Source organism: Stenotrophomonas sp. 364 (assembly GCF_009832905.1).
Lineage (GTDB): Bacteria > Pseudomonadota > Gammaproteobacteria > Xanthomonadales > Xanthomonadaceae > Stenotrophomonas > Stenotrophomonas maltophilia_AP.
Genome location: NZ_CP047135.1, coordinates 3,417,560 through 3,433,460 on the forward strand (window position 1 = coordinate 3,417,560; position 15,901 = coordinate 3,433,460).

Genomic DNA, 15,901 nt, shown 5'->3' on the forward strand with positions numbered 1-15,901 from the left:
GGCCGGCAATGAGGCGTTGGCGCCGATCATCGCCGTCCGGTGCGTGAGCAGCCGACCAACGATCGGCCCTACCCCGGTGGTGCGCCAAGAGCGTCGGCACCCATCATCGCCGCGCGGAACGCGGCTTATTGCCTGCGAACCGATTGCACGACCGACAGCCGCCGCAGCCTGCGCATGACCTCGGCCAGGTGGTTGCGGTCGCGGACCTGGATGTTGAAGGCCAGCACCGCTGCGTTGAAATCGCGGTCGAGGTAGTCCACGCGCTCGATGTTGGAGTGGCTCTGCGCGATCGCCGCGGCCAGCTGGGCCAGCACGCCGGTACCGTTTTCCACCTCCACCACCAGCGAGGTGTCGTAGTCGCCGGACACGGTGGTGTCCCAGCCGATAGGCACCCAGCGCTCTGGAGACTTGCGCAGTTCGGCCAGGTTCGGGCAGTCCATGCGGTGCACCACGATGCCCTTGCCGGCGGTGTGGTAGCCCATGATGTCGTCGCCCGGGATCGGCTGGCAGCAGTTGGCGAAGCTGACCACGCCGCGCTCGCTGCCGTTGATCAGGATCTTTTCCTGCGAATGCTTGGAGTGCGCGCCGCCGCGCAGCTCGGCGTAGGCCATGAGCGCCTGCGCAGCCTGGTTGGGCATCCAGTTGCCCAGCGCCACTTCGGCCAGCAGGGCCTCCAGGCGCGGGTAACGGTGTTCGGCCAGGAACGCGTCCAGGCGCCCCTTGGGCAGGCGTTCGAGCGAGCTGTCCATCGCCTCCAGCGCGCGGTCGAGCATGCGGTGGCCCAGCTGCACCGCGTCTTCGTGCTCCAACTGTTTGAGCTGGTGGCGGATCGCGGTGCGCGCCTTGGAACTGACCACGAACTCCAGCCACTGCGGCTTGGGCGTGGCCGAGCGCGCGGTGATCACTTCCACCGTCTGCCCGCTGACCAGCTTGGTGCGCAGCGGCACCAGCTTCTTGTCCACGCGCGAGGCCACGGCCATGTTGCCCACGTCGGTGTGCACGGCGTAGGCAAAATCGAGCGCGGTGGAATTGCGCGGCAGGGCCAGGATCTTGCCCTTCGGGGTAAACAGGTAGACCTCGTCCGGGAACAGGTCGACCTTGACGTTGTCCAGGAACTCCAGCGACGAACCGGCGGCGCGCTGGGAATCGATCAGTTCCACGATCCAGGCATGCGCGCGGCTCTGCGCGCTGTTGGGCGAGTCGCCGCCGAACTTGTAGGTCCAGTGCGCGGCCACGCCACGCTCGGCGATCAGGTCCATTTCCTCGGTGCGGATCTGCACTTCGATCGGCGACCCGTACGGCCCGAACAGCACCGTGTGCAGCGACTGGTAGCCGTTGGCCTTGGGGATCGCGATGAAATCGCGGAAGCGCCCGTCCAACGGCTTGAAGGTGGCATGCACCGCGCCCAGCGCGTGGTAGGCATTGGGCACGCTGCGCACGACCAGGCGGAAGCCGAAGACGTCCATCACCTGGTCGAAGGATTTGTTCTCGTCGTGCATCTTGTTGTAGATGCTCCACGGGGTCTTGATGCGGCTGACCAGCCGATGCTCCAACCCTTCCTTGGCCAGGCGCTGGGAAAGCTGCACTTCCACCTGTGCCATCGCCTCGCGGCGGACCACCGGCTGGCTGCGGATGTGCTTTTCCAGGATGGCGTGGCGCCACGGATACAGCGCCTTGAAGCCCAGGTTCTGCAGCTCGCTCTTGACCAGGCTCATGCCCAGCCGCTGCGCGATGGGGGCGTAGATCTCCAGCGTTTCACGGGCGATGCGGCCGCGCGCTTCGCGGCTCTGCGCGCCCAGCGTGCGCATGTTGTGCAGGCGGTCGGCCAGCTTGATCATGATCACGCGCAGGTCGCGCGACATCGCCAGCAGCATCTTGCGGAAGCTCTCGGCGGCCGCTTCCTGGCGGTCGCGGAATTTCAGCTTGTCCAGCTTGGTCACGCCGTCGACTAGCTCGGCCACCGCTTCGCCGAACTCGGCGGCCAGTTCCTCGCGCGTGAGCGGGGTGTCTTCGATGGTGTCGTGCAGGATCGCGGCGATCAGCGCTTCCACGTCCAGGCCGAGTTCGGCCAGCACCTGGGCCACGGCCACCGGATGGGTGATGTAGGGCTCACCGGACTTGCGGGTCTGCCCGGCATGCGCGGAGGCACCCACTTCCCAGGCACGGCGCAGCAACGGCAGTTGCTCGGGCGGCAGGTAATGCGCTGCACGTTCGAGCTGGAGGACATAGTCGGGTACGGCCGCGCCGGGGGGCGAGGCGACCTTGGCAGTGGGGCCTGGGTTCATGCTGGAAGACTATTCCAGCGGCGGGATAACGGCAAACATCTGAACAGGGAGCGGAGGGTGGCGCGACGACCAACGGTCGTCGCCTACCGGCGCTGGACGGTGGTGGTGCGATGGCCAACGCTCGTTGTCTGGACCGATCACCCTGCGTCGTTGCGTGCCGGCGTTTCCGGGGCCCATACGCAGAACAGCCCGCCAAGGCGGGCTGTTCGTGCAACCACAACCGGTTCGCGCGAGGCGATCAGTCGTCGTTCTTGGACATGTCTTCGTCGGCGACGACTTCGGCAGCGGCCCATTCCAGTGCTTCACGCTCGGCACGCTCGCGTTCGGCCTTCTCGACTTCGTCGATCAGGGCGTTGTCGATCTTGCGGGCGGCAATTTCGCGCAGCGCCAGCACGGTCGGCTTGTCTTCGGTTTCGCTGTTGTCCAGGGTGGCCTGGACGCCATTGGCCAGCTGACGGGCGCGCTTGGACGCCATCATGACCAGTTCGAAACGGTTGTTCACGACTTCCAGACAATCTTCTACGGTGATGCGGGCCATGCGGGCTCCCGGCAGCCGGTGAGGGCTGCTCAATCGAATGAGGGAAAGGGGACGGATTGTACCGGCGGGGGCTGGACAAAATCAAGCCAACCCGCTAGCACCCCGTTTGGAATCAGTCAGTTGGGGCCACATCCTGGGTCAGCAGGGCCTGGATCAGGCCCGCGTGGCGGACCTTCTGGGCCTCCCGGCGCAACCGGCTGGCCGTGAAGATGGCGCACAGCTCGTCCACCGCGGTCTCGAACACCTCGTTGACGATGACGTAATCGAAGTCGTTGAAATGCAGCATCTCTTCACGCGCGGCGGACAGGCGCTGGGCGATCACCGCCTCGCTGTCCTGGCCGCGCTTGCGCATGCGGTCCTGCAGCGCCTGCTTGGACGGCGGCAGGATGAACACCGTCACCGTGCCCGGCACCAGCTGGCGGACCTGCTGGGCGCCCTGCCAGTCGATCTCGAGCAGGACGTCCTGGCCGGCAGCCAGCTGCGGTTCCACCGACTGCCGTGCGGTGCCCTTCCAGTCACCATGCACCCAGGCATGTTCGAAGAAGTCGCCGGCGGCGATCATCCGCTCGAATTCCTCGGCGCTGACGAAATGGTAGTGCTCGCCGTTGATCTCGCCCGGACGCGTGGCGCGCGAGGTGAACGAGATCGACAGGGCAATCTGCGGGTCGCGTGCCAGCGTGGCGTTGACGATGCTGCTCTTGCCGGCCCCGGAAGGCGCGGCCACGATGTACAGGGTGCCGCGCGCAGGCGCGCCGGCGGGCATGGGCTGGCTGCTCATTCGATGTTCTGCACCTGTTCGCGGATCTGGTCGATCAGCACCTTCAGCTCGACGGCGGCATTGGAGGTGCGGCTGTCCACCGACTTGGAGCCCAGCGTGTTGGCTTCGCGGTTGAACTCCTGCAGCAGGAAGTCCAGGCGACGACCGACCGGCTCGCGCTGGGTGAACACCCGGCGGATTTCGACGATGTGGCTGCCCAGGCGGTCCAGTTCTTCATCCACGTCCAGCTTCTGCAGCCACATCACCAGCTCCTGCTCGGCACGGCCGGGATCGACCGGGTGCGGCAGGTCGGCCAGGCGCGCGGCCAGCTTGGTGCGCTGACCCTCGCGGATCAGCGGAATCAGCGTGGTGACCTCGGCGGCGATGCGCTCCACCCCGTCCACGCGTTCCTGGATGGCGGCGGCCAGCTTGTCGCCTTCACGCTCGCGCGCGGCCACGAAGCCGTCCAGGGTGGCATCCAGCAGCGCCAGCGCCTCGGCATGCAGCGCGGCGGCATCCACCGCCTCGCCCTGCATCACGCCCGGCACCTGCAGCAGTTCGGTGAAGCTCACCTGCAGGCTGGGGAAGCCCGGCGCCAGGCGGCGGGCCAGTTCGCCCAGCTGGGCCAGCAGCACGTCGTTGACCACCAGTGCACCGGTGACCTCCGGCGCGCGCAGGCGCATGACCAGGTCGATCTTGCCGCGGCTGCAGCGGGAAGCGACGCGCTCGCGCAGCTGCGGTTCCAACGCACGCAGCTCGTCGGGCAGGCGCACGCCCACCTCCAGGAACCGGTGGTTGACCGAGCGCAGCTCACAGGCCAGCGTGCCCCAGCGGGTGGCGCGCTCGCCGCCGGCATAGGCGGTCATGCTTCGAATCATGGTGGGTTTCCGATGTTCCCAAAGGGGGAATGGTACCCTAGCGGTCTCATTCGAGCCTCCCTGCCTGCCCCTTCGGGGTGCGGGCATGGTCGCGTTCCCCCAGCTTCCACGGAACCCCAACGCATGTCCGACACCCGTCCCAGCGGCCGCCAGGCCGACCAGCTGCGCGAAGTGCGCATCGAGCGCGCCTTCACCCGTCACGCCGAGGGCTCGGTGCTGGTCAGCTTCGGTGAAACCCGCGTGCTGTGCACCGCCAGCGTGGAAAACCGCGTGCCCGGCTTCCTGCGCGGCAAGGGCGAAGGCTGGGTGACTGCCGAGTACGGCATGCTGCCGCGCTCCACCCACACCCGCAACGACCGCGAAGCGGCGCGTGGCAAGCAGGGTGGCCGCACCCTGGAAATCCAGCGCCTGATCGGCCGCACTCTGCGCGCCTGCATCGACCGCGGCGCCCTGGGCGAGCGCACCATCACCCTGGACTGCGACGTGCTGCAGGCCGATGGCGGCACCCGTACCGCCGCCATCACCGGTGCCTACGTGGCGCTGGTGGATGCAGTCAACTTCCTGCTCAAGCGCGGCGACATCAAGCGCAACCCGATCTTCGGTGCGGTGGCGGCGGTGTCGGTGGGCGTGTACCGCGGCACCCCGGTGCTGGACCTGGATTACGCCGAAGACAGTGACTGCGACACCGACATGAACGTGGTCATGAACGACGGCGGCGGTTTCATCGAACTGCAGGGCACCGCCGAAGGCCACGCGTTCCGCCGCGACGAGCTGGACGCGCTGCTGGTGCTGGCCGAGAAGGGCATCAAGGACCTGTTCGCGGCGCAGCAGGCCGCCCTGGCGTCTGCATGAACCGCCGCATCGCGCTGACCACCCTGGTGGTGGCCGACTACGACGAGGCCATTGCCTGGTACACGGGCATGCTCGGTTTCGCCCTGATCGACGACATCGACCAGGGCGACAAGCGCTGGGTGGTGGTCGGGCCGACTGACGGCAGCGCCGCGGCCCTGCTGCTGGCGCGTGCCAGTACCGATGAGCAGCGCAGCCGGATCGGCAACCAGACTGGCGGCCGTGTCGGCTTCTTCCTGAATACCGACGATTTCTGGCGCGACCACGCCGCGATGACCGCGCGTGGCGTGGAATTCCTGGAAACCCCGCGCGAAGAGGTGTACGCCACCGTGGCAGTGTTCCGCGACCTGTATGGCAACACCTGGGACCTGCTGGAGCCGAAATGAAGACACTGGTACTGGCCAGCGGCAACGCCGGCAAGCTGAAGGAACTGCAGGCCATGCTGGGCGACCTGCCGCTGCAGATCGTGGCGCAGGGCGAGCTGGGCGTCAGTGACGTGCCCGAGACCGGCCTGACCTTCGTCGAGAACGCGCTGATCAAGGCGCGCCACGCCAGTGCCGTCACCGGCCTGCCGGCGCTGGCCGACGATTCGGGCCTGATCGTGGACGCGCTCGACGGCGCGCCCGGCCTGTACAGCGCGCGCTATGCGGGCAGCCCGACCAACGATGCGGCCAACAACGCCAAGCTGCTCGACGCGCTGCGCGAGGTTCCCGCCAACCGCCGCACCGCCCGCTTCTACGCGGTGATCGTGCTGCTGCGCCACGCCAACGACCCGCAGCCGCTGATCTGCGAAGGCAGCTGGGAAGGCGTGATCCTGGACGAAACGCGCGGCAGCAACGGCTTCGGGTACAACCCGGTGTTCCTGGACCCGACGCACGGCCTGACCGCGGCGGAGATGGACCCGGCGCAGAAGAATGCCATCAGTCATCGCGCACTGGCCCTGCAGTTGCTCAAGCAGAAACTGCCCGCGTTGCTGTGATGCCTCCCCTGATGATGTCTGGAGAGCCGGCCAGCGGCCGGCACTACCCGTGAATTCCATGCCTCAGCCCCATGACCATTGCGACCACCTGCCCGGCGAACACTGCGCGGGCGACCACGACCACGCGCCGCGGCTGATTCCGCCGCCGCTGGCGCTGTACGTGCACCTGCCATGGTGCGTGCGCAAATGCCCGTACTGCGATTTCAACTCGCACGCGGCCAAGGGTGAACTGCCGTTCGAGGCGTACATCGATGCCCTGATCCGCGACCTGGACCAGGATCTGCCGCTGGTCTGGGGCCGGGTGGTGAGCAGTGTGTTCTTCGGCGGTGGCACGCCCAGCCTGTTCCCGCCCGAGGCGATCGACCGCTTCCTGCAGGCGGCATCGGCGCGGCTGCGCTTCGCGCCGAACCTGGAAGTGACCCTGGAGACCAACCCGGGCACCGCCGAGCACGGTCGCTTCGACCGCTACCGCGCGGCCGGCGTGAACCGGATCAGCTTCGGCATCCAGACCTTCAACGACGAGGCGCTCAAGCGCCTGGGCCGCATCCACGACAGTGGCGAAGCCGAGCGCGCGGTGAAGCTGGCACAGGATGCGGGCTACGACAATTTCAACATCGACCTGATGTACGCGCTGCCACAGCAGACGCTGGCCCAGGCCGAACATGACCTGGAACGCGCGTTCGCGCTGCAGCCTACGCACATGTCGCACTACCAGCTCACCCTGGAGCCGAACACGGTGTTCTTCGCGCGGCCGCCGCAGGGCATTCCCGACGAAGATTCGGCGTGGGACATCCAGGAGCACTGCCAGGCGCTGCTGGCCGAGGCTGGCTACGCCCAGTACGAGGTGAGCGCCTATGCCAAGCCGGGCCGGCAGAGCGCGCACAACCTGAACTACTGGCGCTTCGGCGACTACCTGGGCATCGGCGCGGGCGCGCACGGCAAGATCAGCAGCGGTGCCGAGCAGCACGTGCTGCGCCGCTGGAAGCACAAGCACCCGCAGACCTTCATGGACGCTGCCGGCACGGCCGCGGCGATCGGCGGCGACGACGTGATCGATGGCGAGCGCCTGCCGTTCGAATACATGCTCAACCTGCTGCGCCTGCATGAAGGGTTCACCCTGAAGGACTTCGAGTCGCGCACCGGGCTGGAGCGCACGCGCATCGCCGTGCCCTTGCAGGCGGCGATCCAGCGCGGCTGGATGACCCTGGACGGCGAGCATGCCCGCCCCACCGAGCTGGGCCGGCGCTTTACCAACGACGTGGTCGAACTGTTCCTCCCCGCGTAGAGCCGACCGCTGGTCGGCTGCTGTTGGTCTGTTGCCGTTGGTCTGTTGCACGCTGCACACGTTTGGGAATCCGCCGAAGGCAGCCGACCAACGGTCGGCTCTACCGCAGGGCGATGCGTGGGGGTAGAGCCGACCGTTGGTCGGCTGCTGTTGGCGACATCCCGGCCGTGCGCGAAGAGCAGCCGACCAACGGTCGGCTCTACCCGCCGGGTGTCGGGGGATCCCTTCTGGCGGGGACATCGCGAAACCGTTAGATTCCTTACTCTCAGGTGAGCCGGAACCACAACGGATGTCTGCGTCCGCACCTTCATCGCTCCAGACCGACCCGGCCCGTTTCGCCCACGTGGCCGCACCGCCGCGCGTGCGCCGCCTGCTGGCGTCACTGCATGGGCTGGCCGCGCAGACCCTGGCCACGCCGCTGAAGCTGACCATCGTGGAACTGGAACGCGAGCTGTTCCGCGATGCCGAGCGCGCGCGAAACAGCCAGATCCAGGCTGACATCTACGCCCAGACCCGGCGGCTGCACGAGGTCAACGCGCAGTTCGCCCCGCTGTTCCTGGAGGCACTGGGGCACGCCCTGGCCCAGCTGCGCGAGCCGCGCGTGCGCCATGTGCCGGCCCCGGCGGCCAGCACCCTCACCGCCAGTACCCTGACCCTGGTCGCCGACACCGATATCGACCGCGACATCGTGCTGGTGGAGATCATCCGCCGCGAGGCGCAACGCTCGGCCAGCGCCCTGCAGCTGCTGGGGCAACGCTTCGCGGTACTCGCCGCCGGTCCGGAGTTCGACGTCGAAGACCTGCCGTTCGGCCCGCATGTGCTGTGCCGGATCGTGCGGGAACTGGGCGAACGCTTCGAGCTCGGGCTGGAGACCCAGCTGGCGCTCTACCGCGTGTTCGACCGCCAGCTGATCGACCGGTTGGGCGAACTGCTGGAGCGCGCCAATATCCTGCTGGGCCACGAAGGCATCCTGCCCGGCTTGGTGTATACCCCTTACCTGGCGCGGTCGGCCACGACCCGGCGTATCGTCACCGGCCCCGAACGCAGCGGCCCCGCGCGTGAAGGCGGCAAGGTCAATCGCCCCCTGACCGGCTGGAGCGGATCGGCCCGCAACAGCGGGTGGGCGGCGATGACCAGCGAAGCGATGGGCGACCTGCCCGCCTCGCTGCGTCCCGGCCCACCCTCGCCTGCCACTGACACAGGTAGCGCGCCCGCATCCGCATCCGCAGCAGCCGCCGCGCCGCAGGATCTGTCGGCGCCGGCGATGTCGGCCCTGCACCAGTTGCTGGACGCCGCGCGGCACGCCAGCGCCAACGGACTGGCCGGGACGGCGGGCAGCGCGGCAGACGAAGCCGTCGGCAGTGCCGCGACCGCAGGCAGCACTTTGCCGTCGCCGGGCGTTCCCGCGGCGGCCACCCCCGGTTCCTCGGCCGGCCCGCCGGTGGCGGTGGCCAGCGAATCGGTGCACGCCACCCTGGCCAAGCTGCAGGCGCAGAGCGCCGGTACCGGCACGGCCCGGCGCAGCATGGCCGACCTGCACAACGCGCTGCTGGCTCAGATGCGCGCCGACCATGGCGCGCAGGCCGCCTTGACCGTCAAGGACAGCGACACCTTCGACCTGCTGGACATGCTGTACGGGCAGATCCAGCGCGAGGTGCGCCCGGACGCCGTCGCCGCCGACCTGCTGGCGCGGCTGCAGGTGCCGGTGGCACGGGCGGCCCTGTCAGACCCCGCGTTCTTCGTGCGCGATCAGCATCCGGCGCGGGAGCTGCTCAATGCGGTGGCCGAGGCAGGTGCCAACTGGCTGGGCGAAGACGACGTGGATCCGCAGCTGGTTCAGAAGCTGGGCCGCGCCGTTGACCAGGTGGTGGACGGCTACCAGGGCGACGCAGCGGTGTTCGAGGCCGCCAACGAAGACATCCAGCAGCACTTCCGCGCGCTGGCGCACAAGGCCGAACTGGCCGAGCGCCGCCATGTGGAAGCCGCGCGCGGCAAGGAACGCCTGGAGTCGGCCAAACAGCAGGCCGGGGCCAGCATCGAACAGCTGTGCGCCCAATCCGACCCGCCGCGCTTCGTGCAGTCGCTGCTGAAGCAGGCGTGGTCGGACGTGCTCACGCTCACCCTGCTCCGGCACGGCGAAGGCTCCGAGCAATGGCAGCAGCGCGAGCAGGAAACCGCCCGGATTGCCGAGGTGACCTGCCAGCCGCCGGGCACCGCGCCCAGCGATGCCGACCTGGGCGGCCAGGTGGAAGCCGCGCTGCTGCAGGTGGGCTACCACCAGGACGAAGCGGCCGCGATTGCGCGGCGCCTGTCCTCTCCGGGCGGCGAAGATGAAGGCAGTTCGCGCACCGAACTGACCGCGCGCATCCGTGCCCGCACCCGTCTGGGCGAACAGGGCGAGGGCCACGAGCCACGCAAGGTCGCGCCGCTGGCACGCAGCCTGGCCGAGGAAGACTGCTATCGCCAGCTGCGCACGCTGCCGTTCGGCACCTGGTTTGAATTCACCACCAACCAGCAGGGCGACCTGCGCCGCCAGCGGCTGTCGTGGTACAGCCTGCTGACCGACAATGCGCTGTTCGTCAATCCGCGCGGCCAGAAGGTGGGCGAGCATTCGCTGGATGCGCTGGCCCGCCTGATGGCGCACGGCCAGGTACGCATCGTCAGCGAAGACAAGAGCCGCCTGATCGACCGTGCCTGGCAGGCCACGCTGCGCACGCTGCGTTCGCTGGCCGGCCCCGGCCCCGCCGCGGAGACCGCACCATGACCGCCGATACCGATACCCGCCGCGCGCCCCGCCGCCAGGTGGCTGAGCTGGTGCCTGTGACCGACATGCTGGCCGAGACGGTGGTCGGACGGCTCGGCAACATTTCCGAGACCGGCATGCTCATGCTCGCCTCGGTGCCGATGCACGACGACGCGCTGTACCAGCTGCAGTTCGCCATTCCCGGCCCGAACGGGCAGTCGCTGGCACTGGACGTGGGCGCGCACCAGCTGTGGAGCGAGCAGACCCATGCCCCCGGCCAGGCCTGGGTGGGCTTCCGTTTCATCACCCTCAGCCGCGAGCACCGCGAATTGCTGCGGGCGTGGATCGCGCAGGAAAGTTCGGCGGTCTGAGTGCCGGTTCCGGCACAGCGCAACGGGCCTGATTGCGGCAGAATCATAGGCTGCACTCCGCACTGCCCAACGAGCCTCCGCGATGAACCAGCCTGACCTCGGCGCCCTGTATTCCCATCACGTCAGCGTGCTGCGCCAGCGTGCCGATGAAGCGCTGGCGCGTGGCGGCTTCGACCACCTGGTCATTCCCAGCGGCACCCAGCATTTCCAGGTTTTCGACGACCGCGACTACCCCTACGCGGTCAACCCGAATTTCAAGGCGTGGCTGCCGCTGACCAAGCTGCCCAACAGCTGGCTGGTGTACACCCCCGGGCAGCGTCCGACGCTGATCTTCTTCCAACCGTTCGACTACTGGCACGTGGTGCCCGACGCCCCCAACGGCTGGTGGGTGGAGCACTTCGACATCGAGATCATCCGCAGCGCCGAGCACGCCCTGGCGCTGCTGCCCAAGGACCCGGCGCGCTGCGCGATCCTGGGCGAGCCGCAGAGCACCCTGGGCGCGTTCGTGCCGAACAATCCCGCGCCGGTGTTGCACTACCTGGACTGGCAGCGCGGCTACAAGACCCCGTATGAAATCGCCCTGATGCGCCAGGCCCAGCGCCTGGGCGTGCGCGGCCACCGCGCCGCCGAGGCCGCGTTCCGTGCCGGCGCCAGCGAGTTCGAGATCCACATGGCCTACTGCAGCGCGGTGGGCCAGGACGCCAATGAACTGCCCTACGGCAACATCATCGGCCTCAACGAACATGCCGCGGTGCTGCACTACACCGACCTGGGCCGCAGCGCACCCAACCCGCTGCGCAGCTTCCTGATCGATGCCGGTGCCAGCGCGCACGGGTACGCCAGCGACATCACCCGCACCTACGCCGCCGCCGGCCATGACGAGTTCCAGGCCATGATCGACGCCGTCGACGCGGCCCAGCAGCAGATGGCCGCCGGCGTGCGTGCCGGGGTGGACTACAAGCAGCTGCACGTGGACGCGCACCTGTCGTTGATGGGCATCCTCAAAGACTTCGGCGTGCTCAAGGTGTCGCCCGAGGCGGCCCTGGCCACCGGCGTCAGCGCGGCATTCTTCCCGCACGGGCTGGGCCATCTGATCGGCCTGCAGGTCCACGACGTGGCCGGGTTCGCCGCCAGCGACCGCGGCGGCCGCATCGAACGCCCGCAGGGCCACCCGTACCTGCGCCTGACCCGCGTGCTGGAGCCGGGCATGGTGGTGACCATCGAGCCGGGCGTGTACTTCATCGACATGCTGCTGGACGAAGTGAAGCAGGCCGGCAACGGCAACAGCATCGACTGGAACCGCGTCGACTTCTTCCGCCCTTACGGCGGCATCCGCATCGAAGACGAAGTGTTGTGCACCGAAGGCGATGCCGACAACCTCACCCGCCCGGCGTTCGCCGCGGCCGATTGACCGCGGTAGAGCCACCTCATGGGTGGCTGCGCGCGGTGCCGGACCGCGCGCAGCTGGGCAGAGCCCGGCGCTACCGGGACGCCATTTCCTCTTCGATCTCATCGGCGCTGCGCGCCAGCGCCGCGGTCAGCACCTGGTGCCCATCCTCGGTGATCAGCACGTCATCCTCGGTGCGGATGCCGATGCCGCGCCAGCGTGCTTCCACGCTGCGGTCATCTGCCGAGACATACAGGCCCGGCTCGATGGTGAACACCATGCCCGGTTCCAGCATGCGTGAGTCGCCGGCCAGCCGGTAATCGCCCACGTCGTGCACGTCCAGCCCGAGCCAATGCCCGGTCTTGTGCCGGTAGAAGCGCTGGTAATGGCCTTCGGCGATGTTCTCTTCCACGCTGCCCTTGAGCAACCCCAGGCGCAGCAGGCCTTCGGTGAGGGTCTCCACCGCCGCCAGATGCCCGGCTTCATACGCATTGCCCGGCCTGGCCTGCGCCAGCGCCGCCGCCTGCGCCGCGCCGACCAGGTCGTGCAACGCACGCTGCTCGGCACTGAAGCGCCCATTCACCGGGAAGGTGCGGGTGATGTCGCTGGCGTAGCCGCGATACTCGGCGCCGGCATCGATCAGCACCAGTTCGCCATCGCGCGACCGCGCGTTGTTGTCGCGGTAGTGCAGGATGCAGCCGTTGGCGCCGGCACCGACGATGCTGGAGTACGCCGCGCACGCATCATTGGCCCGGAACTCGCGCTCCAGGTCGGCCTGCAGTTCGTACTCGTGGATACCCGGGCGCGCCACCCGCATGGCCACCCGGTGGGCCTGCACGCTGATATCGGCGGCGCGCTGCATCAGCGCGATCTCGGCGCTGGACTTGAACAGCCGCTGCTCGTGCAGCAGGTGGCCCAGCTCCAGGAATTCATGCGGCGGCTGCGCGCCATGCCGCACCTGCGAGCGCACCCGGTTGACCCAGCCGATCAGCTTGAGGTCGAACTCCGCGTCGCGGCCGAAGTGGTAGTACACCCGCGAGCGCCCTTCCAGCAGACCGGGCAGGATGTCGTCGAGGTCGTCGATCGGGTACGCATCGTCCATCCCGTACTGCGACACCGCGCCTTCCTGCCCGGCACGCGCGCCGTCCCACGCTTCACGGTCGGCGTCGCGCTCACGGCAGAACAGAATCACCTCACCGTGGCGACGGCCCGGAATCAGCACCAGCACCGCGTCCGGCTCCGGGAAGCCGCTGAGGTACCAGAAGTCCGAGTCCTGGCGGAACGGATAGTGGGTGTCCAGGCTGCGCACCCGCTCGGCGGCGGCCGGCAGCACCAGGATCGCATCGTCGCCGGCCATTTCCATCAACTGGTGGCGGCGACGGGAGTATTCGGCGGCGGAGATGCCGGTCAGCTGCCGGATATCCATCTCAGTTCAGGCGCTGCCGGTGGCGCGCGGCCATCACGCAGTCGCCGTGCAGCAGCAGCACCGCCACGCGGATGAACTCTTCGATCTCGGCCAGCGCGTCTTCGTCATCATCGTTGCCGCTTTCGAAGTCTTCGCTGGAGGCCTGGGCCAGCTTGGCCAGGTCGTTCAGTGCTTCTTCGCCCTCTTCGGACAGCGTCGGGCGACGGCCACCGGAACCCAGCCCGAAGCCGCCCAGGAAGGCGCGCGCCCAGGTGAACAGTGCATCGGCCTGCGCGGCCGTGTCGCTGGCGTCGCTGAGCAGCAGCTCGAATGCAAAGTCGCGGTCTTCCAGCTGCGCCACGCTGGCCTGCAACAACTGCGACAGCGGATCGTCCTCGGCGGGCAACGGCAGGTTGTCATCGGCCAGCACCCGCGCCGGCCATTCGCGCACCGGCGCACCGCCGGCAGACAGCCAGCCGCACAGCCCGCCATGCAGTTCGGCGGCATTGGCGCCCAGGCCCAACGCCTGGCTGGCCTTGTTTACGTCATCGACACTCGGAAGTTCGGTCATCTTGGGGCTCGATCGGAAAAAGGCGCCGGGGCCGCCGGGGGCGGCGCTCTGGCAGCGTGACAGTGTAGCAATCCGCCCGTGGCCGTCGGGTTGCCATCGCATTCCCGGGCAGGCGTTGCGGGGGCAACCCGGCCCCTGCCCAAGCCCCCGTCATTATTCGCTTGACCGCCTCCACTGCCCTTGCCTATCGTGCCGAACATGGAACCCTCCGACGCCATCACCCAATTGCAGGCCTTCGCCGCCCGGGTGGAGGCGTTGCTGGAACGCAACCAGCGCCTGGCCGAGGAGAACCGCAGCCTGCGCCACCAGCAGGAACAGCTGGTCGCCGAGCGCTCGCAGCTGCTGGCCAAGAACGAACAGGCCCGCTCCCGGGTCGAAGCGATGATCACCCGCCTCAAGTCCCTGGAGCAGCACACATGAGCCAGACCGAACCGGTCAGTGTCCGCATCCTGGACCGTGAATACACGGTGGGCGTGGGCCCGGAAGAGAAGGAAATCCTCACCGCCGCCGCCCGGCTGCTGGATGCGAAGATGCGCGAGATCCGCGGCAGCAACCGCATGGCCGCCGTGGACCGGGTGGCCGTGCTGGCCGCCTTGAACCTGGCCCATGAGCTGCAACAGCTGCGCGATGAACACGCGCGCCAGGGCGTGGCGCTGCAGCAGACCCTGGCCGATCTGAACCGGCGGCTGGACCGGGCGATCGACGGGGCGTGAGCCCCTACCGGTAGAGCCGACCGTTGGTCGGCTTTAGCTGAATTGCCAGGCAGCCGACCAACGGTCGGCTCTACCTCCTTCATTATGTAGCCGACCAACGGTCGGCTCTACCTCGTTGGTTATGCAACCGACCAACGGCCGATGTTCCACGGCAGGTTTCATTGCACAAGGCCATCGCATGGCCTTCATCGATCTGAATTCAGCTGCAATCCGACCGACGAACGGCCTACCCCTCGGCGCGCGCTTGGCTATAATGGCGACGCGTTCTCTGCTGTGAACGACGGCGTGTGCAAACATTCGCCTTGTCCCTTAATTACGACCACGGGTGCGCGACGGCGCCGGGAGTGCAAGTCCGCCTTGTAGCGGGAAGCCCGAAGGAACCCCAGCGTACCCACTTGAACCCCGGGTTCAAGGTCGTTTCGCACGCATCGTCACCGCGGAGAATGCAGTATTCCTGCAAGAGCGACGCCCCTACCGGGACGTCGCTCTTGTTTTATCCGCGCCCGCACCACGCCCCGGACCCAGGCATGACCGACCCGCGCTCCGCACTGCGCCAGCAGTTGCGCCAACGCCGCCGAGACATCCCCGCCGCGCAGCGCCTGGCCGCCGCCGAACACCTGGCCGATCGCCTGCTCCAGCTCCCCTTTGCCCCTGCACACGGCTTCGTTGCCGGGTACTGGGCGATGGATGGCGAAATCGCCCTGCACCGCTGGCAGATGCAACTGCCCGACACGCTGCAGTACTGCCTGCCGATCCTCGCCGGCGACACGCTGCGCTTCGCCCCCTGGCGACCCGGCCAGCCACTGACCGCCAACCGCTACGGCATTCCCGAACCGGACATCGCGCTGGAGGCCACGCTGTCGCCGGAGCAGATGGCGCTGGTAGTGGCGCCGCTGGTCGGGTTCGATGCGCAGGGCCGGCGCCTGGGCATGGGAGGCGGCTGGTATGATCGCAGCTTCGCTTTCCGCCACCAGCGCCCCGCACCGCCGTGGCTGGTAGGGGTCGGCTTCTCGGTGCAGCAGGTCGATGACCTGCCGGTACAGCCCTGGGATGTCGCGGTGGATGCGATCTGCACCGACCTCTCCACCCTTGTCTGCGTACCGACCAACGATCGGCACCTACCGTGATCAAAGACTCCGC

General features: G+C 68.2%; 16 protein-coding genes and 1 other RNA gene. 11 read left to right on the forward strand and 6 right to left on the reverse strand.

Going from position 1 to position 15,901, the window contains the following annotated elements; translation table 11 throughout:
- Window positions 1–125: 125 nt before the first annotated feature.
- The 4 genes from GQ674_RS15415 to GQ674_RS15430 form a co-directional block, all read right to left on the reverse strand.
- On the reverse strand, window positions 126–2,285 hold the full coding sequence (locus tag GQ674_RS15415) for a bifunctional (p)ppGpp synthetase/guanosine-3',5'-bis(diphosphate) 3'-pyrophosphohydrolase (protein ID WP_128098125.1): 2,160 nt from the start codon (window positions 2,283–2,285) through the stop codon (window positions 126–128).
- Between the two features lie 238 nt (window positions 2,286–2,523).
- On the reverse strand, window positions 2,524–2,823 hold the full coding sequence (gene rpoZ / locus GQ674_RS15420; RefSeq protein WP_005410877.1) for a DNA-directed RNA polymerase subunit omega: 300 nt from the start codon (window positions 2,821–2,823) through the stop codon (window positions 2,524–2,526).
- Between the two features lie 112 nt (window positions 2,824–2,935).
- Entirely contained in the window at window positions 2,936–3,601 is a 666-nt protein-coding gene (gene gmk / locus GQ674_RS15425) for a guanylate kinase (RefSeq protein WP_159497780.1), read from the reverse strand.
- Window positions 3,598–4,458 carry a YicC/YloC family endoribonuclease gene (locus tag GQ674_RS15430; protein ID WP_038686490.1) on the reverse strand — a complete coding sequence of 287 codons (861 nt, stop codon included), beginning with the start codon at window positions 4,456–4,458 and terminating at the stop codon, window positions 3,598–3,600. Before GQ674_RS15430 ends, gmk begins: the two co-directional genes overlap by 4 nt.
- A gap of 123 nt (window positions 4,459–4,581) precedes the next feature.
- Between GQ674_RS15430 and rph the strand changes: the two genes are divergently transcribed.
- From rph to pepQ, 7 genes are all read left to right on the forward strand, one after another.
- Window positions 4,582–5,310 (forward strand): ribonuclease PH, encoded by a 729-nt coding sequence (rph, locus tag GQ674_RS15435; protein WP_128098123.1) that lies wholly within the window; start codon window positions 4,582–4,584, stop codon window positions 5,308–5,310.
- Entirely contained in the window at window positions 5,307–5,693 is a 387-nt protein-coding gene (locus tag GQ674_RS15440; RefSeq protein ID WP_159497781.1) for a VOC family protein, read from the forward strand. Before rph ends, GQ674_RS15440 begins: the two co-directional genes overlap by 4 nt.
- The gene (rdgB, locus tag GQ674_RS15445) at window positions 5,690–6,286 is read left to right on the forward strand and encodes an RdgB/HAM1 family non-canonical purine NTP pyrophosphatase (RefSeq protein WP_201290167.1); all 597 of its coding nucleotides are present in this window, start codon (window positions 5,690–5,692) and stop codon (window positions 6,284–6,286) included. Before GQ674_RS15440 ends, rdgB begins: the two co-directional genes overlap by 4 nt.
- Window positions 6,287–6,344: 58 nt before the next feature.
- On the forward strand, window positions 6,345–7,571 hold the full coding sequence (hemW, locus tag GQ674_RS15450) for a radical SAM family heme chaperone HemW (protein ID WP_159497782.1): 1,227 nt from the start codon (window positions 6,345–6,347) through the stop codon (window positions 7,569–7,571).
- Between the two features lie 289 nt (window positions 7,572–7,860).
- Window positions 7,861–10,335 carry a DUF1631 domain-containing protein gene (locus tag GQ674_RS15455; protein WP_159497783.1) on the forward strand — a complete coding sequence of 825 codons (2,475 nt, stop codon included), beginning with the start codon at window positions 7,861–7,863 and terminating at the stop codon, window positions 10,333–10,335.
- Complete coding sequence (locus tag GQ674_RS15460; RefSeq protein WP_128097343.1) at window positions 10,332–10,685, forward strand: PilZ domain-containing protein; 354 nt, start codon at window positions 10,332–10,334, stop codon at window positions 10,683–10,685. The genes GQ674_RS15455 and GQ674_RS15460 overlap by 4 nt, the downstream gene beginning before the upstream one ends.
- 82 nt (window positions 10,686–10,767) lie before the next feature.
- The gene (gene pepQ / locus GQ674_RS15465) at window positions 10,768–12,096 is read left to right on the forward strand and encodes a Xaa-Pro dipeptidase (RefSeq protein WP_159497784.1); all 1,329 of its coding nucleotides are present in this window, start codon (window positions 10,768–10,770) and stop codon (window positions 12,094–12,096) included.
- A 70-nt stretch (window positions 12,097–12,166) separates the two neighbouring features.
- Here pepQ and GQ674_RS15470 read toward each other — a convergent pair whose 3' ends face one another.
- Window positions 12,167–13,492, reverse strand: coding sequence for an aminopeptidase P N-terminal domain-containing protein (locus GQ674_RS15470; protein WP_159499490.1), 1,326 nt, complete (start codon window positions 13,490–13,492; stop codon window positions 12,167–12,169).
- Window positions 13,493–13,499: 7 nt separating this feature from the next.
- The gene (locus GQ674_RS15475) at window positions 13,500–14,048 is read right to left on the reverse strand and encodes a UPF0149 family protein (protein WP_038686483.1); all 549 of its coding nucleotides are present in this window, start codon (window positions 14,046–14,048) and stop codon (window positions 13,500–13,502) included.
- Between the two features lie 198 nt (window positions 14,049–14,246).
- Between GQ674_RS15475 and GQ674_RS15480 the strand changes: the two genes are divergently transcribed.
- From GQ674_RS15480 to GQ674_RS15495, 4 genes are all read left to right on the forward strand, one after another.
- On the forward strand, window positions 14,247–14,468 hold the full coding sequence (locus GQ674_RS15480) for a TIGR02449 family protein (protein WP_038686482.1): 222 nt from the start codon (window positions 14,247–14,249) through the stop codon (window positions 14,466–14,468).
- Window positions 14,465–14,761 (forward strand): cell division protein ZapA, encoded by a 297-nt coding sequence (locus GQ674_RS15485; RefSeq protein WP_038686480.1) that lies wholly within the window; start codon window positions 14,465–14,467, stop codon window positions 14,759–14,761. Before GQ674_RS15480 ends, GQ674_RS15485 begins: the two co-directional genes overlap by 4 nt.
- 262 nt (window positions 14,762–15,023) lie before the next feature.
- A non-coding RNA gene (gene ssrS, locus GQ674_RS15490) (6S RNA) lies at window positions 15,024–15,208 on the forward strand.
- An 80-nt stretch (window positions 15,209–15,288) separates the two neighbouring features.
- A complete protein-coding gene (locus GQ674_RS15495) occupies window positions 15,289–15,888 on the forward strand; it encodes a 5-formyltetrahydrofolate cyclo-ligase (protein WP_159497785.1) in 600 nt (199 codons plus the stop codon).
- The last annotated feature ends 13 nt before the right edge of the window (window positions 15,889–15,901 follow it).